13 protein-coding genes are annotated in these 20,438 nt (G+C 72.0%); 7 read left to right on the forward strand and 6 right to left on the reverse strand.

Annotated features, from left to right (window positions below; translation table 11 throughout):
* Window positions 1-210 precede the first annotated feature (210 nt).
* Window positions 211-528: a hypothetical protein gene (locus tag ACIHAA_RS15200; protein ID WP_399817054.1), complete on the reverse strand. Its 318-nt coding sequence runs from the start codon at window positions 526-528 to the stop codon at window positions 211-213.
* 389 nt (window positions 529-917) lie between these two features.
* Between ACIHAA_RS15200 and ACIHAA_RS15205 the strand changes: the two genes are divergently transcribed.
* From ACIHAA_RS15205 to ACIHAA_RS15225, 5 genes are all read left to right on the forward strand, one after another.
* Window positions 918-1,679, forward strand: a complete 762-nt coding sequence (locus ACIHAA_RS15205; RefSeq protein WP_399817056.1) for a hypothetical protein — start codon at window positions 918-920, stop codon at window positions 1,677-1,679.
* Window positions 1,680-2,008: 329 nt separating this feature from the next.
* Window positions 2,009-3,046 carry a glutamine synthetase gene (gene glnII, locus ACIHAA_RS15210; RefSeq protein ID WP_399817058.1) on the forward strand — a complete coding sequence of 346 codons (1,038 nt, stop codon included), beginning with the start codon at window positions 2,009-2,011 and terminating at the stop codon, window positions 3,044-3,046.
* A 483-nt stretch (window positions 3,047-3,529) separates the two neighbouring features.
* Entirely contained in the window at window positions 3,530-4,255 is a 726-nt protein-coding gene (locus ACIHAA_RS15215) for a winged helix-turn-helix domain-containing protein (RefSeq protein ID WP_399817061.1), read from the forward strand.
* A gap of 78 nt (window positions 4,256-4,333) precedes the next feature.
* The gene (locus ACIHAA_RS15220) at window positions 4,334-5,392 is read left to right on the forward strand and encodes an NAD-dependent epimerase/dehydratase family protein (RefSeq protein WP_399817062.1); all 1,059 of its coding nucleotides are present in this window, start codon (window positions 4,334-4,336) and stop codon (window positions 5,390-5,392) included.
* Window positions 5,393-5,506: 114 nt separating this feature from the next.
* On the forward strand, window positions 5,507-7,000 hold the full coding sequence (locus ACIHAA_RS15225; protein ID WP_399817064.1) for a DUF1996 domain-containing protein: 1,494 nt from the start codon (window positions 5,507-5,509) through the stop codon (window positions 6,998-7,000).
* A gap of 101 nt (window positions 7,001-7,101) precedes the next feature.
* Here ACIHAA_RS15225 and ACIHAA_RS15230 read toward each other — a convergent pair whose 3' ends face one another.
* A complete protein-coding gene (locus ACIHAA_RS15230; RefSeq protein ID WP_399817066.1) occupies window positions 7,102-7,521 on the reverse strand; it encodes a hypothetical protein in 420 nt (139 codons plus the stop codon).
* 170 nt (window positions 7,522-7,691) lie between these two features.
* Between ACIHAA_RS15230 and ACIHAA_RS15235 the strand changes: the two genes are divergently transcribed.
* Both ACIHAA_RS15235 and ACIHAA_RS15240 read left to right on the forward strand, forming a co-directional pair.
* Window positions 7,692-9,608, forward strand: coding sequence for a hypothetical protein (locus ACIHAA_RS15235; RefSeq protein ID WP_399817422.1), 1,917 nt, complete (start codon window positions 7,692-7,694; stop codon window positions 9,606-9,608).
* A 125-nt stretch (window positions 9,609-9,733) separates the two neighbouring features.
* Window positions 9,734-10,423, forward strand: coding sequence for a TetR/AcrR family transcriptional regulator (locus ACIHAA_RS15240; RefSeq protein ID WP_399817067.1), 690 nt, complete (start codon window positions 9,734-9,736; stop codon window positions 10,421-10,423).
* Window positions 10,424-10,498: 75 nt separating this feature from the next.
* On the opposite strand, the gene pulA is transcribed toward ACIHAA_RS15240, so the two are convergent.
* From pulA to ACIHAA_RS15260, 4 genes are all read right to left on the reverse strand, one after another.
* Window positions 10,499-15,907: a pullulanase-type alpha-1,6-glucosidase gene (gene pulA, locus ACIHAA_RS15245; protein WP_399817069.1), complete on the reverse strand. Its 5,409-nt coding sequence runs from the start codon at window positions 15,905-15,907 to the stop codon at window positions 10,499-10,501.
* Between the two features lie 49 nt (window positions 15,908-15,956).
* Window positions 15,957-17,339 (reverse strand): alpha-amylase family protein, encoded by a 1,383-nt coding sequence (locus ACIHAA_RS15250; protein ID WP_399817071.1) that lies wholly within the window; start codon window positions 17,337-17,339, stop codon window positions 15,957-15,959.
* Window positions 17,340-17,619: 280 nt separating this feature from the next.
* Entirely contained in the window at window positions 17,620-19,299 is a 1,680-nt protein-coding gene (locus tag ACIHAA_RS15255; protein WP_399817073.1) for a glycoside hydrolase family 13 protein, read from the reverse strand.
* A gap of 223 nt (window positions 19,300-19,522) precedes the next feature.
* Window positions 19,523-20,434: a sugar ABC transporter permease gene (locus ACIHAA_RS15260; RefSeq protein ID WP_399817075.1), complete on the reverse strand. Its 912-nt coding sequence runs from the start codon at window positions 20,432-20,434 to the stop codon at window positions 19,523-19,525.
* Window positions 20,435-20,438: the final 4 nt, after the last annotated feature.

The raw sequence follows: 20,438 nt of genomic DNA on the forward strand, positions 1-20,438 counted from the left end.
GCGTGAGGCTCGGTGGCGTGGGGGTGTGTGCGTGGTGTGCCATCGCCTGGTCCGCCTTTCCGCGACGGCTCCCGATGCCGTCTCATCCCTCCATGAAGGACCGGACGGCGGCCGTCCGCATGCGGGATACGGCACTCCGGGTGACGGCGCCCGGCCGGGCACCCCCATGACGGGAGGCGCCCGGCCCGGCGGCCGTACCGCGTCGGCGGGTCAGCGGCAGTAGCGCATCAGCTCCCGCACCATGTGGCAGGTGGTGTCCGACGGCGGGTGCACTCCGATCTTCAGCGCGGTGCTGCGGATCGTCTCGTCGCGGGCCTGGTTCGGCACGTACACCCCGGAGTCCAGCAGGGCGATGGCGAGGCGCATCGCCTTCAGGCGCCGGTTGTGTGTGATGTACCAGCCGCGGTCCCGCCCCGGCGGGAGCGGGCTCCTCTCCAGCGGTGCGTACGGCAGGTCCAGCAGGACCGGCCTTCTGGCGGTGGACTGGGTGGGCTTCGGCTGTGGCTTCTGCGGTGCGGCAGCGGGCACGGGCATCCTCCTGTCGCGGTCAGGGAGTCGTCAGGACACCCGGCAACTCCCTCGAACACTGCCTCCATTCTACTGGCCGCCACTGACATCGAGGGAGTCTGCGTAGGGCATCAAATGCCCTGGTGGGGTGGGAGCTTGGGGCCCAGTTGACAGAGCTGGGGGATGAGGTTCGTGGGGTCTCTCAAATTCGAACAGGGCGGGGCGTCCCGGGTGCGTGCCGCCGTGTCCGCCCCGGTGGTACGCGGGACCGTCGACCTCAACTGCGGTGTGATCCACGTTACTTGGGCGACTTGCGCGACCGCTGAGCATCCCCGTCCGGGGTCCCGTACTTAGCGGCGTACCCAAAGCGACCGGCCGTCGCATCAGGCGGCCGGGGACAGGAGGCGCGTATGTCGCGCAGGAGGACCCTCAGCACGAGGAAGAAGATCGGGCTGACGGTCACCGCCGTCGCCGTGGCGGGCAGCGGGGCCTTCGCCCTCGCGGCCACCTCGAACGCGGCGAATGTGCAGACCGCGGCCACTTCCACGGCCTGTCAGGGCCTGGCCACCGCGTTCGGCAACAACGAGGCGTTCATCGCCGATCAGCGGGCCCACCCGGACGCCCAGTCGGCGGCCCGGATCGCCAACCGTGAGGCGGTGCTCTCCCTGATCAAGCGTCAGCAGGCGGACTCCGGCTGCAAGGTCGGCGAGTCCACCGGGGCGGGCGGGGCGGCGCAGTCCGGTGGTTCGATGCAGTCCGGGGGCTCGATGCAGTCCGGGGGCTCGATGCAGTCCGGGGGTTCGGCGCAGGCCGGGGGGTCGGCTCAGGACCCTCAGGCCGGGCAGTCCGGACAGGCCGGAAAGGCCGGGCAGGCGGGCGGTGCCGGGAAGGCCGGTGGTGCCGGGAACGGCGGGGCCGCCTCGGGGGAGCAGGTCTGCAAGGGCTCGACCGTGACGCTCTCCGGTGAGAGCGGCGCCCCCGCGGCGTCCAGCGGCCAGTTCCCCTCGGGCACCAAGCTGAAGGTCATCAATCTGGACAACAACAAGTCCACGACGGTGACGGTCACTTCGCCCTCGGGCAGCTGTGTGCTGCTGAACAACGCGGCGTTCGAGCAGGTCCGCGAGCCCGGCAAGTTCCTGATCCGCCATGCGCGGATCGAGAAGGTGGGCTGAGCCCGGCCGCTCGAAGGCTCCGGGAGGGGGTGGGTTCCGGCCTCCCGGACATGAGGGTGCGGGGCCCGTCGTTCGCGGCCACGAACGGCGGGTCCCGTGACCCGCGGGCGCGTCCGAGCGCCGCGCGGACGCACTCGGACGCGGACCCCCGGCCTCGTAGCGGACCCCCGGCCTCGCGTACGAGCCACCGGTCCCCTGCCCCCTCGGGTAACACGCGGTTCACGTGCGGGCAATCGGCGAGAAATCGCCTGTTGGCACACTGCCCGCAGGAACAGTGCGGCGCCGCAGCATCCGCGAGTGCGCCAAGAACCACCCGAAGGATGTGGCCCGTGGCCTTCAAGGCTGAGTACATCTGGATCGACGGCACCGCGCCGACGGCCAAGCTGCGCTCCAAGACGAAGATTCTGGCCGACGGTGCCAAGGGCGCCGAACTGCCGGTCTGGGGCTTCGACGGGTCCTCCACCAACCAGGCCGAGGGCCACTCCTCGGACTGCGTGCTCAAGCCGGTCTTCTCCTGTCCCGACCCGATCCGCGGCGGCGACCACATCCTGGTGCTGTGCGAGGTCCTCGACACGGACATGGCCCCGCACCCCTCCAACACGCGTGCCGCGCTGGCCGAGACGGCCGCCAGGTTCACCGCGCAGGAGCCGGTCTTCGGCATCGAACAGGAGTACACCTTCTTCGACGGCCCGCGTCCGCTCGGCTTCCCGGAGGGCGGCTTCCCGGCCCCGCAGGGCGGCTACTACTGCGGAGTCGGCGCCGATGAGATCTTCGGCCGCGAGATCGTCGAGGCGCACCTGGAGAACTGCCTCAAGGCCGGGCTCGGCATCTCCGGGATCAACGCCGAGGTGATGCCCGGCCAGTGGGAGTTCCAGGTGGGCCCGCTCGCCCCGCTGGAGGTCGCCGACCAACTGTGGGTCGCCCGCTGGCTGCTGTACCGCACGGCCGAGGACTTCGGTGTCTCCGCCACCCTGGACCCGAAGCCGGTCAAGGGCGACTGGAACGGCGCGGGCGCGCACACCAACTTCTCGACCAGGGCGATGCGCGAGGGCCCCGAGGGCTACGCCGCGATCATCACCGCCTGCGAGGCGCTCGGCGAGGGCTCCAAGCCCCTGGACCACGTCAAGAACTACGGCGCGGGCATCGACGACCGTCTGACCGGTCTGCACGAGACCGCCCCGTGGAACGAGTACTCGTACGGCGTCTCCGACCGCGGTGCCTCCGTGCGCATCCCCTGGCAGGTGGAGAAGGACGGGACGGGCTATCTGGAGGACCGCCGTCCGAACGCCAACGTGGACCCGTATGTGGTGACCCGTCTGCTGGTGGACACCTGCTGCACCGCCCTGGAGAAGGACGGCCGCGTCTGACGGCGCCCCATGTTCCCTGAAGGGGGCGTCCATCGGCCACGGTGGGCGCCCCCTGACGTACGCGTGGGCGTCCGGCTGTCCGCATGGTGGGACGACCTACGGCGGCCGCGCCTCGGGCCGCTCTCCCGTGCCGGACGAATCCGCTGGTCAACCAGCATGGTTCGGGTCTGGGCCGGTGGGTGACGGTGTCCGGTCCGTGAGAGAGGGCTGCTGCCGGGCCCGGCCGTCTGCTTCAATGGGCCCATGGCCAGCTTCCAGGAATGCAGCGCGACCGGGCGCCATGACCTTGAGCCCTTCTGGCCGTCCCGTCAGCACCACGACTTCGACCGGGTGTGTTGTCGCGCGAGGAACGCGCGGGCCCTCTAAAGCCGCTACCCCGGCCTTCGGCCCGCGCGCACGACGTACGTCCCCGACGTCCCGGGCCACGAACCCACGGCCGTCGGCCCTCCCGACGAACTCCTCGCGCGAAAGAGCTGACCCCTCATGGCGACTCCTCGTTCTCTGCCGTCCGCGCCCCCGACCACCCCGACCGCCGGTCCGACCGGCTCCGCACGGCACCGACTGCGTGCCGTGGACCGGGACGAGGTCGTGGATGTGCCGGACTTCCTGCCGCCGGGCGCCACCTGGCTGCCCGTGCCCCCGCACTCCCTGCCCGAACTGCCGGGCCGCCCCCCGATGATCGGCTATCTGGTCCTCGTACCGGCCGATCAGCGTCCGCCCTTCCCGCCCTTCCCGCCGTTCGCCGTGCCCGACCCGGCGGACGGCGGCCGCCAGGCCGACCTCCCGAACGGCCACCCGGCCGGCCTCCCGGCCGACCTCCCGACCGACGACGACCACGCGACCGCCCACCCGGCCGACCACTCGACCGGCCTTCCGTCGAACGCCGCCCCCGCCGCACCGGCCGCCGCCCCCCGCACCGGGGAGCCGCTCATCCGTATCGACCCCGCGCGCCGTACCGCCGAGGTGGCCGGGCGGCCGCTCGACCTCACCTATCTGGAGTTCGAGCTGCTCGCCCATCTGGTCGCCCATCCGCACCGGGTGCACACCCGGGACCAGCTGGTGGGCACGGTGTGGGGATACGGGCACGTGGGCGACGGGCGTACCGTCGACGTCCATGTCGCCCGGCTGCGCCGCAAGCTCGGAGCCGAGTACCGCCGCACGATCCAGACCGTACGGCGGGTGGGCTACAAGTACACGCCGAGCCGCTGACCCGTCCCGGCCGACGGCGGTTCTCCTGTCGGCAGATCCGGGTTCCGTACCGGGGCCCGGACGGGCAGGGTCGTCGGCATGAGGCTTCTGATCCTGGGCGGTACGGAGTTCGCGGGACGGGCGGTCGCCGAAGCGGCGCTCGCACGGGGCTGGGAGGTGACCGTCTTCCACCGGGGACGGCACCGGCCCCCGCCCGGCGTGCGGGAACTGCTGGGCGACCGCACCGCACCCGGCGGGCTCGCCGCGCTCGCCGGGGACACGGAGTCCGGCCCGGGCGGCGGGTCCCGCACCTGGGACGCCGTCGTGGACACCTGGTCGGCGGCGCCCCGCGCGGTGCACGAGGCCGCCCGGCTGCTGGCGGACCGGGCGGCGCGCCATGTGTATGTGTCGAGCTGCTCGGTCTACGCCTGGCCGCTCTCCCCGGGCTACGACGAGAACGCGCCCCTGGTGCAGGGGGCCGCGGCCGACGCGGAGCAGACGGAGTACGCGCGGGACAAGCGGGGCGGCGAACTGGCCGCCGCGGCGGCCTTCGGCGCGCAGGGCTCGCTGCTGGTGCGGGCGGGGCTGATCCTCGGGCCGTACGAGAACATCCACCGGCTGCCGTGGTGGCTCGGCCGGATCGCCCGCGGTGGTCCGGTCCTCGCCCCCGGGCCTCGTGAGCTGCCGCTCCAGTACATCGACGTACGGGATCTCGCCGAGTGGATCCTCGGCGCGGTGGAACAGGGGCTGAGCGGGCCCCGCAACCTCGTCGGGCCGCCGGGCCACGCCACCATGGGCGAGCTGCTGGAGGCCTGCGTACGGGTGACGGGCAGCGACGCCCGGCTGTGCTGGACCGCGCCCGAGGTGATCCTCGGCGCGGGGATCAGTCCCTGGACCGAGCTGCCGGTGTGGCTGCCGCCGGACAGCGACCTCCACGCCGGGCTGTACGGCGTGGACGTGTCCCGGGCGGTGCGGGAGGGGCTGCGCTGCCGTCCCGTGGCGCAGACGGTGGCCGACACCTGGGAGTGGGTGCGGAGCACCGGCGGGGACGCGCCACGCCGTTCCGACCGTCCGGCGGTGGGGCTCGATCCCGCGGTGGAGAGAAAGGTGCTGGCCGGGGGCGGGGACGGCGGTCCCGCGCCCCGGGAGATCTCATGAACTTCCAAGTTTTTCAGGGGTTTCTGAACGCCTCATGGGCCTCTTGCGTATGAGAGGGGGCCCGCTTCACCCCTGTCGGGCGCCTCCGCCCCGAAAGGAAGTCAGAGGAGTTCCATGGGACGCAACAGTCGAAAACGCCGTATGCCGCTGGCCACCAAGGCCATAGCCGCCTCGGCTGCCCTAGCGCTCGGTGGGGGCGGGTTGATCTGGGCGAACTACTACGCGTCGGCGCACGAGACGAACAACGCCTGGGGCAACCAGACGAAGTCCGCGAGCGCGCAGACGGCGACCATCTCCTGCCCGGACGTGGGCCAGCAGCTCACCAACGTGCCCCGCAACGCCCGCGGTGAGGTGGCCGGTGAACTGGCCAACCTGGACCGCCAGATCACCGACGCCTACCAGCGTCTGGCGACCACCCGGGACGCCCAGACCAGGGACGCGAGCTTCGTCCAGAACTCCATCCTCCAGCCGCTCCAGGACCGGCGGAAGGTGATCCTGGACCGGATCAAGCTGGAGATCTCCCGGGCCGGCGGCACCACCCCCAGCAGCCTCGACGCCCTCGCCTCCTGTGTCGGCACCCCCGCCAGCCAGACCAACGCGGGCGGCCAGCAGAACAACGGGGGCCAGCAGCAGAACAACGGCGGCCAGCAGAGCGGCGGCGGGCAGCAGCAGAACATCGGCGGGCAGGCGGGCAACGGCCCGGTGGCCGCGGACTTCGTCGACATCACCCGGGTCCGGCCGAACGTGGCCGCCAAGCCCCGGATGATGCGCAGCGGATCCGCCGGCACCTTCATCACCCGGTGCGGTGTGAACGCCAACAAGAACCACAACACCGACAACGTCATCGTGGCGCCCGGCGTGACCAACGGCGCGCACCACACGCACGACTACGTCGGCAACCAGAAGATCAACGCGTTCTCCAGCAACGACACGTTCCTCCAGGGCGGGACGAGCTGCCAGAACCGCAGCGACCTGTCGGCCTACTACTGGCCGGTGGTCCGGGTCCAGGACGGCAGCCAGGAAGTCGACCAGAACGCCGACGGCGGCGGCAAGGAAGGCAACGTCGGCCGGATCCTGACCCCCGTACAGGCCCAGATCAAGTACGTCGGCAGCCCGACCTCCAAGGTCGTCCCGATGCCCCAGTTCCTGCGCATCATCACCGGTGACGCCAAGACCACCACCAACGGTCTGGCCAACGCCAACGCGCACTGGAGCTGCACCGGCTTCGAGAACCGGGTCCAGCTGACCACGCAGTACCCGATCTGCCCGAGCGGCAGCAACGTGGTCCGCACCTTCGCCTTCCAGAGCTGCTGGGACGGCCAGAACATCGACAGCGCCAACCACCGTACGCATGTGGCCTTCGCCGACGCGCGCGGCAACTGCCAGAACGGCTTCAAGGCGATCCCGCAGCTGACGATGCGCCTGGTCTACAAGATCAACCCGCCGGTGCTCCGGAACGGTGTGGTGAAGAACGCCTACGCGGTGGACGGTTTCCCGGAACAGCTCCACAAACCGGCCACCGACCACGACGACTTCATCAGCATCACCACCGGCGGCCTGTCGAACAGGATCGCCAACTGCGTCAACTCCGGCCGTCAGTGCCAGTGAGCCGGATCGGCTGAGGCGGTGACCGCCTCGGAACACCCGGAACGAAGAAGGCCGGTGGCGGGAGATCCCGCCACCGGCCTTCTTGCGTCCGCCCCGGCGCCTCAGCCGCTGTGCCCGGCGTGCGCATGGTGGTCCACGCCGATCTCGACATCGCCCCCGAGGGTGCCGCGCAGCGCCTTGACCACCCCGTTGTCCCCGACGGCGACCCACTTGCGGCCCACCAGGTAGAAACCGCCGTAGTCCTTGGCGTCGTTGATCCACTCGCGCTGGCCCCGGTCGGTGGCGAAGGTGGCGAGCACGAACTTGCCGTCCCGGTTGGTGCAGATGGCCTGGCGGATCTCGTCGGCGTCGGTCTGGATGTCGGGCTTGCAGCGCACGTCCGCCGCCAGGTCCTCCAGGCTGCCGGTCGCGGTCGGCGGCGCCGTGCTCCCGGCGGCGGCCGTCCCGCCCGATCCGGCACAGCCGGTCAGCATCACCAGGGCGACGGCCGCACCGGCCACCAGCTTCTCGCGCGTCCTCATGTGTTCCTCCGGTCGTTCCGGCTCATGCCGCGGGAGGCCCCCACGAGGGCCCTGCCCTTCCGTACGGCTGGAACGCCTTGCGTGCTCAACGGCACCCCGGCCCGTTGCGGAACGCGGACTCCGGGCTGCCGGGAGGTGACCAACGCCCGGCGGTGCTCGTTCTGCTGGACGTGCAGCCACAGGATGTCGCTTCCCGCCCCGCGCCGGTCTCCGGACCAGCCGTCGAGGCCCTGTTCGCCGAGCACTACCCCCGGCTCGTCCGGCTCGCCCATCTGGTGCTGCCGCCGGGCCTCGGCGACCACCGGCGGGTGCTGACCGCGCACGCCCTCGCCCAGCGGGCCCTGCCCCGGGGGCGCGCGCTCGCCGCCGTGATCCCGGCCCAGAGCGGGGGCCGCCACGCGGGGGGACGCGACGAGGAGCAGGGGTACGCGCTGCTGCGCCTGCGGGTGGTGGGTGCGGCGCTGGAGGCGGACCGACCGCCCCGCGCAGGGGCCCGGCCCCGGCTGTTCCCGCTGCCGCCGCTGCTGCCGCAGGTGTGGGGGCTGCGGCTGCTCCCCCGTTCGGGCGGCGCCGAGGAACCGGCCCTGGAGCAGGGGCTGTCCGCGCTGTCCGGCCCGGCCCGCGCCGCGTATGTGCTGCGCGGTCTGGAGGGACTCCCCGAGGACGAGGTGCGCGAGGTGCTGGCCGGGGCGGGCGTCGCGGACCCGGGGGCCGCGGTCCGGGCGGCCGCGGCCGTGCCCCCGCGGGACGATCTGCTGCGCTCCCCCGGTCTGGATCCATGTGTGCTGCGGGTCCTGCCCACCGATCTGACGCGGCGCCGCCAGCACGCCAAGGCCGCGCTGGCAGCCGCGGCGGCCGTCGCGGTGTGCGGGGCGCTGCTGGTGGTGCCCGGCGGCGGCTGGGGCCCCGACGGCGCGGCGGCGCCCTCCGACGCGCAGAACCCGGCCGCCCTGGCCGCGCTGGATCCCGCCGCGCTGACCCGGGCGGCGCCGACGGCCTGGCGGACCTCGGCGCGCACCGACTTCTCCGTGTGGCCCGCCCGCGGCGCCCTGACCGGGGACCGGGCGCTGCTGCGGCGGGCGCTCGCCGTCTGGGCGCGTCCCGGGCAGCACGTCCAGGTCTCGGCCACTCCCGGCACCCCCGCGGGCGGCCCGCCCGGACCACCGCAACTGCTGTACGCGGGCAGGGTGGACGCGGCGCGGGTGGTGCTCCTCTACGACGGCCTGCGCATCGTGCGCTACGCGGAGCCGCAGAGCGGCACGGACCGGGCCGCGCTCGACCTCGCCCGCGCGGACACGGCGGCCGGGGCCGAGGCGGAGGCGGTGGTGCTGGGGCGTACCGCCGGTACCGTCCGCTATCTGACGGCCCCCTGGGTGACCGGGGCGGCGGAGCGGGACCTGCTGAGGCCGTCGGCCGGGGCGAGGGATCTGCGCCCGGCGGGCGGGGTGACGGCGCCGCTGGCGAGCCCGGCCCAGCGCAGCGGTGCGTGCACCTCCTGGAATGTGCTCCGGCTGGCGGACGGCTCGGGCACCCGGTTGCTGGCCGACCTCGGGGAACTGGTCCCGGCGCACCTCACCGTGGGGCGGCCCGCGGCGCCCCGGGAGGCGTCCGGTTCGGCGGGGCTGCGCGCCTGGGCGCCCCTGGCGTGCTCGCTGGCGGCGGTGCGGTCGGCGGGGGTGCGGTCGGTGAACGCGTGGGAGTACGCGCGGCAGCCGCTGCCGGACGGGTCCGGGGCGGCGGAGTGGGTGTGTACCCGGGCGGACACCTGGCGGGGCGACGAGCCGCGGGTGCTGGCGCAGTTCCGTACTCCGGGCGGCCGGTCCGGGGCGGTCGCGGCGCGGGCGGAGGACGTGGCGGCGTGCGGGGCGAAGGATCCGCATGTGCTGGCGGGGGTGTTGTGGAGGTCCGCGGGGGGTGCCTGGTATCTGCTCGCCGCGGGCAGCGGGGATCTCGCGTCGGTGCGGGTGTCCGGCGGGGTGCGCGGTTCGGCGCGGGGGAACCTGCTGGCGGTGCGGACGGAGCGGGGCGCCCGGGCCGGGCTGCGGGGCACCCTGGCCGACGGAAGGGCGGCCGCCGGGCTCCGGTGAGGCGCGGGTCGGCCGAATCCGCCCGCCGGACGTGGAAGGCGGGGTGGAGGAGTGGTGCCCCGGAGGTGAACACACCAGAGTGATCCGGCCGGTTCAAGGCTGGATTCAATCGGTAAGGTGTTCGCATGACAACCGGGGTACGCCGCAGATTGGGAGTCGACGAGCGACGGCAGCAGTTGATCGGCGTCGCGCTCGAACTGTTCAGCCAGCGCTCCCCGGACGAGGTCTCCATCGATGACATAGCGACCGCCGCGGGCATCTCGCGGCCGCTGGTCTACCACTACTTTCCGGGCAAACTCAGCCTGTACGAGGCCGCGTTGCAGCGTGCGGCGGAGAATCTGGCGAGCCGGTTCGACGAGCCGCACGAGGGCCCGGTCGGAGCCAGGCTGCTCCGGGTGATGCACCGCTTCTTCGACTTCGTGGACGACCACGGCCCCGGTTTCTCGGCGCTGATGCGCGGCGGCCCGGCGGTCGGCTCGTCGACGACCAACGCCCTGATCGACTCCGTCCGCCAGGCCGCGTACGAACAGGTCCTGTCGCATCTGGAGGTCGAGAACCCGCCCGTGCGGCTGGAACTGATCGTCCGCTCCTGGATCTCGCTGGCCGAGTCGACCGCGCTGATCTGGCTGGACGGCCGCCGCATCCCGCGCGCCGAGCTGGAGTCCCAGCTGGTGCACGACTTCGGCGCGCTCGCGGCCGTGGCCGCCGCCTATGACGAGGAGATGGCGGCCCTGGTGCGCCGCATGCTCGGGAGTGAGCCGGCCGACGGCCCCTTCGGGGACCTGGTCGGCCGGCTGATCACCCTCGCGTCCTGACGGCCCGGGCGCCCGGGGCGGCCGCGTGCAGTGCCGCGGCGGACCCGTGGGGCCGGGCCCGCCGCCGGGGTGCGGTCAGGCGCCCCGGGTGAACACCGCCACCGTGCGCGCCGGGACCGTGAAGGTGCCGGTGTCCGCCGCGTAGGAGGAGGTCTTCACCACCGGGTCCGCGCCGGACGCCTGCACCGGGTGCAGCCGGTAGTGCGCCCCGGCGAGGGCGCCGATCCGCTGCTCCTGCCGCTCGGGGGTGGCGTTGAAGACCACGACCAGGCCGCCGAGGGTCATGGTGATGACCCCGGGTGTCTCGTCCTTCCCGGACAGCGGGAAGGCCAGCCGGTTCTGCACCTGCGCGGCCGTGCCGAGGGAGAACGCCTTCTCCGTCGTACGGATCCTCAGCAGGTCCCGGTAGGCGGCCGAGGCGCCGTTGATCTGCGGGCAGCCCACCCGGACCGTGGCAAGGAGCGGCTTGGCCCAGGGCCACTTGGGCTGGTTGTCGGCCGCCGGCGGGAGTCCGCGCCCGAAGCCGTTGCCGTCCGCGCAGTTCCAGTGGACGGCGTTGAACCAGTCGCCGCTGTCGAAGGAGTTGCGGTCGAGCGACTTGGAGCGCAGCAGATCGGTGCCCGCCTGGGAGAGGGACGGCCCCTGGGAGAGGGCGGCCGTGGCCATCGCCAGTGTCTGCATCCGGGCCCGGTCGGGGGCGCCGGTCGAGGCGGGCAGCTTGTAGGTGAGCGCGTCGAAGAGGGACTCGTTGTCGTGCGCGTCCACATAGGCGAGGGCGTCGCCGGGCGCCGCCGCGTATCCGGCGGGGGCGCCGTTGTAGTCGATCTCCGCTCCGGTGACCGCCCTGCCGTCATCGTCGGTGAAGCGGTAGGCGGCGAGATCGCCGGTCAGGCCGACCTTGATCAGGTCCTGGTAGTGCAGCAGGCGGGCCTTCTGCTCGGCCGGAGTGCCGTTGGCCGCGGAACCGTTGGGGTCGGTGTACAGCCCGGAGGCGAAGCCCTGGACGCCGGGGTCGGCGTCGAAGGGGCTTCCGCCGCGTACGGCGTCGCGGGCGCGGTCGGAGAAGGTGGCGATGCCGGTGCCCGCCATGTTCTTCTGGGTGGCCTGGACGAAGCGTGCGTCGTTGGCGACCTCCCCGAAGTTCCAGCCCTCGCCGTAGAGGATGATCTTCTTCCCGTCGACGCCGTCCTTCGCGGGGGTCAGCGCGTCGAGGGCCTTGCGGACGGCGAGGATGTTGGCCTTGGGGTGGTGTCCCATGAGGTCGAAGCGGAACCCGTCGACCTTGTACTCCTTGGCCCAGGTGACCAGGGAGTCCACCACCAGCTTGCCCATCATGGCGTTCTCGGGGGCGGTGTTGGCGCAGCAGGTGCTGTTCGCCACCGAGCCGTCGGCCAGGAGCCGCTGGTAGTAGCCCGGCACGATCTTGTCCAGGACGCTGGTACCGGCCTGGCCGTCGGCCGCGGTGTGGTTGTAGACGACGTCCATCACCACCCTGAGGCCGTCCTGGTTGAGCGACTTGACCATGGTGCGGAACTCGGTGGTGCGCCGGGTGCCGTCCGGGTCGGTGGCGTAGGAGCCCTCGGGGACCGTGAAGTGGTACGGGTCGTAGCCCCAGTTGTAGGCGTCCTTCGCGGCGGTGGCGGCGACGCAGGCCTGCTGCCGGTCGGAGTCGGGTGCGAAGGAGGCGGGATCGCAGTCCGGGCGCTGCTGCTCGGACCGCTTCTCGGGCACGCTGGCGAAGTCGAAGGCGGGCAGCAGATGGACGTACGAGGTGCCCGCCTTCGCCAGGTCGCGCAGATGGCGGGAGCCGTCGCTGCCGCGGTCGGCGAAGGCCAGATAGGTGCCCCGGTCCCGCTGCGGCACGGTCGGGTCGGCGACGGAGAAGTCCCGGATGTGCAGTTCCTGGATCTGGGCGTCCCGGAGCGGCACCGCCTTCGGCTTCTTCAGGGCCGCCCAGCCGCTCGGGGCGAGGGCGGGGTCGTTCAGATCGGTGACGAGGCTGCGTCCGGAGTCGGCGGTGAGGGCGAGGGAGTAGGGGTCGGTGACCTCATTGGTGACGATTCTGCGGACGCTGGGCGCCCACACCGTCACCGCATACCGGTAGGGCCGGTTCTTCCAGGACGCGGGGCCCGTGACGGACCAGACGCCGGTCGCGGGGTTCCGGCGCATGGCGACCGAGGAGGTGCCGAGTGCGAGCCGCACGGACCGGGCGGTGGGTGCCCACACGGACAGGGTGGGGCGGCCCTGGTGGAAGACGGGTCCGAGGTCGGCCCCGGTCGCGTCGTACACGTCGTCCAGCACCCCGGCGGTCTGGACACCCGTCGCCGCCAGGACGGCTCCGTCAGCGTTCCGCTGGGAGGCCACCAGTTGTCCTCTGAGGGCCTCGCGGACCCGGCCGCGGTCGCGCGGGTCGACGGACCAGGCGGCGTAGTCCTTCAGCTGGGGGAACCTGGCCTTCTGGGCGTCGGTGAGGGTGGTCGGGGCCAGCCGCAGCCAGCGCTCGTCGTCGCTGGTCAGGGTCCCGTCCTTGACGGTGATGGAGCCGTCGTACGAGGAGAGGAGCTGGGTGGAGGCGGCGCCGTCGACGCCGTTCCAGGCGAGGGTGTTCCGGTCGATCCACACCGCCTTGGAGGTGGACAGGTCCAGGCCGGCGGCGCTGCCCGCGGGCTCCGGCAGCAGATGCTTCTCCTGGCCGTTCAGCAGCCACACCTCGGGCCCCTCGCCCTTGAGGTCGAGGGACTGATCGGCCGGGAGGTCCTTCTCGTCCCCCCGGTGGAGGATGTAGCTGAGGCTGGTGGCGCCGTCGGCGAGCGGCACCTCGAAGACCGCGCCGTAGGCGTCGGTGCGCACCGGCTTCAGCGGGCCGGACCAGTCGGTGGGGTGGGCGGCGCCGGTCCAGACGTGCAGCCCCCAGCCGTCGTAGTTCCCGTCGGCGCGGTGGTAGTGCAGCACCGCCCTGGTGGTGTCCGGCGCGGGGTAGTCGGCGGTGGGCCGCTGGGTGAGGACGGTGTCCTTGCCCTGCTCGATCCAGACCTCTCCGGTCCGGGTGACGTCGATGGTGCGGTCGGCGGAAACGTCCTTGGTGCCGTCCTTGTCGACGACGAGGAAGCCGACGCCGGAGGCGCCGGGCTTGAGTTTGACGTAGGCGAAGGCACCGTAGGCGTCCCGGCCGGTGAAGGGGTGGCCCTGGGGCCAGGTGGTCGCCTCGCCGTCGGCGAGGTCGCCCCAGGCGTACAGCCCCCAGTTCGCGTAGTCGCCGTCGGTGCGCCGGTAGTGGACGACCGCGTAGTCGCGGGAGGAGGCGGTGGGGACCGGCGGGGCGGGCGGGGTGCCGGTGGTGCTCGCGGCCGTCGCGCCCGCCGTGCGGCCCGCCGAGTCGATCACCACGGCCTTGTAGCGGAGGGCCGTTCCGGCGGGGACGCTCTTGGGGATGGTCTGGGTGACCTTGAAGGGGGCGTGGTCGGCGGAGCCGAGGGTGCGCCAGGGGCCGTTGCCGGTCTGGGCGGCGAAGACGACCCGGTTGAGCTGTCCCCCGTCGACGTCCGCGGTGAGGTCCACGGTGCCGGTGGCGCCCGCGGCCGGGGCCTTCAGGCCGATCTCCGGCTTCGAGGCCGGTGCGCCGAGCGGGCGGGCGGCCTTGAACACGACGGCGGAGCGCGCCGGGACGGTGACGGTGACCCGCTTGTCCGCGTCGCTCGTGACCGAGGCGTGGGTGCCGTGGATGCCGTGGAAGGTCATGTCCGCGGAGCCGGTGGCGAAGGCGGCCGTCCGCTGCTCGTCGGCGTTGTTGAAGGCGACGACGTATTCGGTGGAGTCGGTGCCGGTGCGGGAGAAGGCGTAGATCCCGGGGCCGTCGGCGGCGTAGCGCTCGGTCTGGACGCCGTCGGCGAGGGCCGGGTTGGCCGTGCGCAGCCGGGAGAGGGCGGCGATCTGCCGGTAGAGCGGGGCGCCTGTGTCGTACGCGTCGCTCGCGTGGGTGCGGTCGGTGCCGATCTCGTCGTCGTCGAGATAGTCCCCGACCCGGGAGGCGAACATGGTCTGACGGGCGTCCTTGTCGCCGCCGGAGCCGGTGAAGCCCTGTTCGTCGCCGTAGTAGACGACCGGGTTGCCGCGGCTGAGGAACATCACCTCGTTGGCGAACTCGTCCTTGCGCAGCAGTTCCGCGTCGGAGGCCTTCGGGTTGTCCTGCTTCAGGAAGTACCCGATCCGGCCCATGTCGTGGTTGCCGAGGAAGGTGACCTGTTCATAGGCGTTGGCCTTGTCGGTCGTGTACTTGTAGTCGTCGGCGAAGACACCCGCGAGGCCGCGTGCGCTGCCGCTCTGGGAGGCGTACTCCCGGGCGGCCTGCTGGAAGGGGAAGTCCAGGGTGGCGTCCAGCCTGCCCTGGGTGACATAGGGCGCGGTGACCGAGGGGTCGGCGGAGTAGACCTCGCCGAACATGAAGAAGTTCCGGCGGCCGTGGGCGGCGGCGTAGCGGTCGAGCGCGGTCGCCCACTGCGTCCAGAACTCCATGTCCACATGTTTCACGGTGTCGATCCGGAAGCCGTCGACGCCGAAGTCCCGCACCCAGCGCTGGTAGATCCGCTCCATGCCGTGGACGACCTCGGGGCGTTCGGTCCACAGGTCGTCGAGGCCGGAGAAGTCGCCGTAGGTGGCGTTCTCCCCGGCGTAGGTGGAGTCGCCCCGGTTGTGGTACATCGTCGGGTCATTGAGCCACGACGGGACCTTGAGGTCCTTCTTGGCGGCGGGGACGACGGGTGTGCGCGGGAAGGAGCCGGTGCCGACGACCGGGAAGCCCTTGGTGCCGTCCGCGTAATCGGCGTCGTCGAAGGGGCGGCCGTCCTTGGTCAGATAGGGGAAGGCGCCCTTGGACAGGTAGTCGTGGGAGGCGCCCTCGTAGTCGACGACATCGGCGGTGTGGTTGGTGATGACGTCGAAGAAGACCTTCATGCCCTTGGCGTGCGCCCCGGCGATGAGGTCGGAGAGGTCCTTGTTGGTCCCGAAGTGCGGGTCGACCCGGGTGAAGTCGGTGATCCAGTAGCCGTGGTAACCGGCCGAGGCGTCGGCGCCGGTGCCCTGGACGGGCTGGTTCTTGAAGATCGGGGCCAGCCAGATGGCGGTGGTGCCGAGGCCCTTGATGTAGTCGAGCCTGCGGGTCAGGCCCTTGAGGTCGCCGCCCTGGTAGAAGCCCTTGTCGGTGGGGTCGTAGCCGGTGGCCAGGCGCGAACCGGTCAGCCCGCCGCGGTCGTTGGACCGGTCGCCGTTGGCGAAGCGGTCCGGCATCACGAAGTAGAACTGCTCACGGGTGTCGTCGTGCCGGGCGGGCTCCGCCGCGAGCCGCGCGTCGGAGGGGGGCGCGGGCGGGGTGGCGGCCCCGGCGGTGGCGAGGGGCGGCAGCAGGGCCGCGGCGAGCGCGGTGAGGGTGAGGGCGACGACCCTGCTCCGGGTACGGCGCCTCCGGGGCGCCGGCCATCTCGGTATCACGGGTGTGAACTCCTTGGGACTGCGGCCCGTTCGGATGCGGGCCCTGGGGTCAGCAACTCGGTTTCCCGGCGTAGAGGGCGAGCGCGGTGTTCGGGGCGACGGCTGCCCGGAACGCGCCACCGCTGTCGACTGTGACGGTCCGGTTGCCCTGCACATCGCAGTAGGTACCGGCGGGCAGCGAGGTCTGGAACGACCGGTCGGCCGTGGTGCTCTCGTGGTTGATCACCACAAAGCCCTTGCTGCCGCGGCCGAAGGCGATGAGGTTGTTGCCGTTGTCCCACCACCGGGTGACCGCCTGGCCGCGGGTGGCGTTGCGGAAGGCGACCATGGACTTGATCTCCGGCCAGGCGTGCTGGCACTTCCAGCCGTCCTGCCAGCAGGCGTTGACCTGACCGCCGTTGGGCGGCCCCGCGTCCGCGTCGGACCACTCGTAGCCGGAGTTGATGTCGGGGGCGCCGTAGGGCCAGGCCAGCATGAAGACATTGGCCAGGGTGTAGTCGGCGCCGCTCTTGTAGTTCAGGGTGGAGCCGTTGCGCTCGGTGTCGTGGTTGTCCACGAAGACCCCGGCGACCGAGCTGTTCAGATAGCCCCAGCCCTCGCCGTAGTTGGTCAGATAGGCGAGTTTCTCGCTGGTGAACACCCGCTTGAGGTCGTAGGCGTAGCGGAACTCCTGGACGTCACCGTTGCCGGTGTACTCGGTGGGCTGGACCGCCTCGCCCGCGCCGTAGATGACTTCCTGCTTCCAGTACACGGCGGGGTTGCTCAGCCGGGACTTGATCGCGGCCAGGTCCTCGGCCGGGATGTGCTTGGCGGCGTCGATGCGGAAGCCGTCCACACCGAGGCCGAGCAGGTCGTTCATATATCCGGCGATGGTCTTGCGGACGTACTCCTCGCCGGTGTCCAGGTCGGCGAGGCCCACCAGTTCGCAGTGCTGGACGTTCCAGCGGTCCTGGTAGTTGCTGACCCGGGCGGTGCAGTCGTCGAAGTCGGGGTACGAGTACAGGCCCGGGTAGTCGTACTTCGTGTACGAGGAGCCGCCGGTGCCGGTGCCGCTGCCCGCCGACATGTGGTTGATGACGGTGTCCACGACGACCTTCACCCCGGCCGCGTGGCAGGCGCCGACCATGTCGGCGAAGGCGGTGCGGTCGCCGAGGCGGCCCGCGATCCGGTAGCTGACCGGCTGGTACGAGGTCCACCACTGGGGGCCCGGTATGTGCTCGGCGGGCGGGGAGACCTGGACATAGCCGTAGCCGGCCGGGCCCAGGGTGCGGGCGCACTCCTTGGCGACCGAGGCGTAGTTCCACTCGAACAGGACCGCGGTGACGTCCTTGGTGCCGGGGGGAGCGGCGTACGCGGTCCCGGCGGGAGCCGCGAGGGCGACGGACGCGGCCGCCACGAGGGCGAGGGCGCCGGAGAGCGTTCTGCTTGCCATGTGGGGGTCCTTCTCCGTTGAAGGCTCTGCCGAGGGCGCCCGCACGGTCCCCGGGATCCCTTGAAGAGAATTGCTGCAAGTTTTCAGCCACTTGCGGTGCAGCAGACCGTACGAGGACCTGCCCCGGCGGTCAACCCCCCGGACATGTTCCTGTCACATACGCGAAACAGCCCCGGATTGTGCCTGGTTGAGGCGGTATCCGGGGAGCGGACAGCCGCAGGGGCCCGCCGTCCCGGTCGGACGACGGGCCCCTGCAAGCCGTTGAAAGACGTGGAAGGAATCAGCCCGCGGTCCACCACACCGTGGTGTCGGCGGGCACCTTGGTCTCGCCGTCCGCCTCCGTCACCGCGTCGCTGGCCACCAGGACCAGACCGTGCGAGGGGACGACGACCGCCTCCCCGCTGGTGTTGGCGAGGCACACCACGTCCCCGCGGCGGAAGGCGAGCACCCCCTCGGGCGCCCGCAGCCACTCCACCGAGTCGCCCGCGCCCAGGCCGGGCTGCTCGCGCCGCACGGCGAGCGCGGTGCGGTACAGCTCCAGGGTCGAGCCGGGGACCCCCTGCTGGGCCTCGACGCTGAGTCCGCCCCAACTGCCGGGCTGCGGCAGCCAGCTGCCGCCGTCGCCGAAGCCGTACGAGGACCCCGTACGGGTCCACGGGATCGGCACCCGGCAGCCGTCACGGAAGCCGTCCTGGCCCGCGCCCCGGAAGTAGGCGGGGTCCTGGCGCACCTCGTCCGGCAGGTCCACCACGTCCGGCAGGCCGAGTTCCTCGCCCTGGTAGAGATAGGCCGAGCCGGGCAGCGCCAGCATCAGCAGGGTGGCCGCGCGGGCCCGCCGCAGGCCCAGTTCGCGGTCGCCCGCCACCCGGAGCTGGGTGCCGAGGCCGGGCTCGTTGGCGAAGCGGGTGGCGTGGCGGGTCACATCGTGATTGGAGAGCACCCAGGTGGCCGGGGCGCCGACCGGGCGCATGGCGTCGAGGGTGCGGTCGATGACCTCGCGCAGCTGCCCCGCGTCCCAGTCGGTGCCCAGATACTGGAAGTTGAAGGCCTGGTGCAGCTCGTCGGGGCGCACATAGCGGGCGGTGCGCTCGACGGTGGGCGTCCAGGCCTCGGCGACGAAGATGCGCTCGCCCGCGTACTCGTCGAGGACCGTGCGCCACTGCCGGTAGACGGCGTGGACGCCGTCCTGGTCGAAGAACGGCATGACCTCGTTGCCCAGCAGTTTGAGCTGGTCGTGGCCACCGAGGTCGGGCAGTCCGGCCGCCTTCACCAGACCGTGGGCGACATCGATGCGGAAGCCGTCGACGCCCATGTCCAGCCAGAAGCGCAGGATCGAGCGGAACTCGTCGCCGACCGCCGGGTGTTCCCAGTTGAAGTCGGGCTGCTCGGGGGCGAAGAGATGGAGGTACCACTCGCCGGGCGTGCCGTCCGGCTCGGTGACCCGGGTCCAGGCCGGGCCGCCGAAGATGGACTCCCAGTCGTTGGGCGGGAGTTCGCCGTTGCTGCCCTTGCCGGGGCGGAAGTGGTAGCGCTCGCGCACCGGCGAGCCGGGCCCCTCCGCGAGCGCCCGCTTGAACCACTCGTGCTGGTCGGAGGAGTGGTTGGGGACCAGGTCGACGATGATGCGCAGGCCCAGTTCATGGGCGTCGCGGATCAGCGCGTCGGCGTCCAGGAGGCTGCCGAACATGGGGTCCACGGCGCGGTAGTCGGCGACGTCGTAGCCCGCGTCGGCCTGCGGGGAGGCGTAGAAGGGGCTCAGCCACACGGCGTCCACCCCGAGGTCGCGCAGATAGGGAAGTCGGGATCGTACGCCCGCCAGGTCGCCCATGCCGTCGCCGTTGCTGTCGGCGAAGCTGCGCGGATAGACCTGGTAGATCACCGCGTCACGCCACCAGTCGCGGTGGGCGGCGACGGTGGCGAGGGCGGTGTTCGGGGCCGGGTCGGCGGAGTGCTGGCTCATGGCGTCCTTGATGCGGTGGGGGTCTTCGGCCCGGGCGGGGCCGGACGGACGGGACGGAGTCGGAGTCCGGGTCGTGACGTGGTGGCGTCGTGGAGTCGTGGAGTTGTGGCGTCGTGCGGAACGGGCGCGGGGGTGGTGCGGCGGCCGCGGTGCCGGCGGGGTCGGATACGGCACCGCGGCCGCCACCCGCGCGGATCAGGCGCGCGGGTGTCCCGGGGGCGGGTCAGCCCTTGGTGCCGCCCGCGGTGAGGCCGGTCACCAGGTTCTTCTGCACGAGGTAGAAGAAGACCGACACGGGTATCGCGATCAGCACCGCGGTGGCCGCCATCAGATTGCGCTGGGCGTCGTGCTCGCTGATGAAGCTCTGGAGTCCGACGGCGAAGGTGTACTTGTCGTCGCTGAGCATGAACGTCGAGGCGAAGGCGACCTCGCCGAACGCGGTGAGGAAGGCGTAGAACGCGGCGACCGCGAGGCCCGGCTTGGCGAGCGGCAGGATCAGCCGGAAGAAGGTGCCGAAGGGGGTGAGTCCGTCGACCCGTCCGGCCTCGTCGATCTCGAAGGGGATGGTGTCGAAGTAGCCCTTCAGCAGCCAGGCGCAGTAGGGCACGATCGTGGTGCTGTTGATCAGGATGAGCCCGAGGTAGCTGTCCACGAGTCCCAGGTCCGACATGATCTGGTACATCGGCACGATCAGCACGGCGATCGGGAACATCTGGGTGAGCAGCAGCAGCCACATGAACTTCTTGTAGCCGGGGAAGCGCATCCGGGAGACCGCGTAGCCGGTGGTGGCGGCGATCGCCACACCGATGACGGTGGTCCCGGCCACCACGACGAGCGTGCTCTTGAGCCAGTCGAAGAAGCTGGTGTGCTGGAGGACGAAGGAGTAGTTGTCCAGCGTCATCGTGTGCCAGATGCGGCCGGGGTGCAGATAGTCGTCCTTGTCCGGGCCGAGGGACAGGAAGATCAGCCAGCCCACCGGGAAGAACGCGATCAGGCTCGCCAGGATCAGCAGGGCGTGGGAGACGGCGGTGGCGAGGGGGCCGCGCCGCCCGCGTCCGCGCGCCCCGCGGCGCGGGGCGACGGCCGCGGCGGGCCGGGTCACCGCGGCGGAGGTCTCGACGGTCGTGGTGCTCATGGGA

It is taken from the genome of Streptomyces sp. NPDC052040, from assembly GCF_044548405.1.
Lineage (GTDB): Bacteria > Actinomycetota > Actinomycetes > Streptomycetales > Streptomycetaceae > Streptomyces.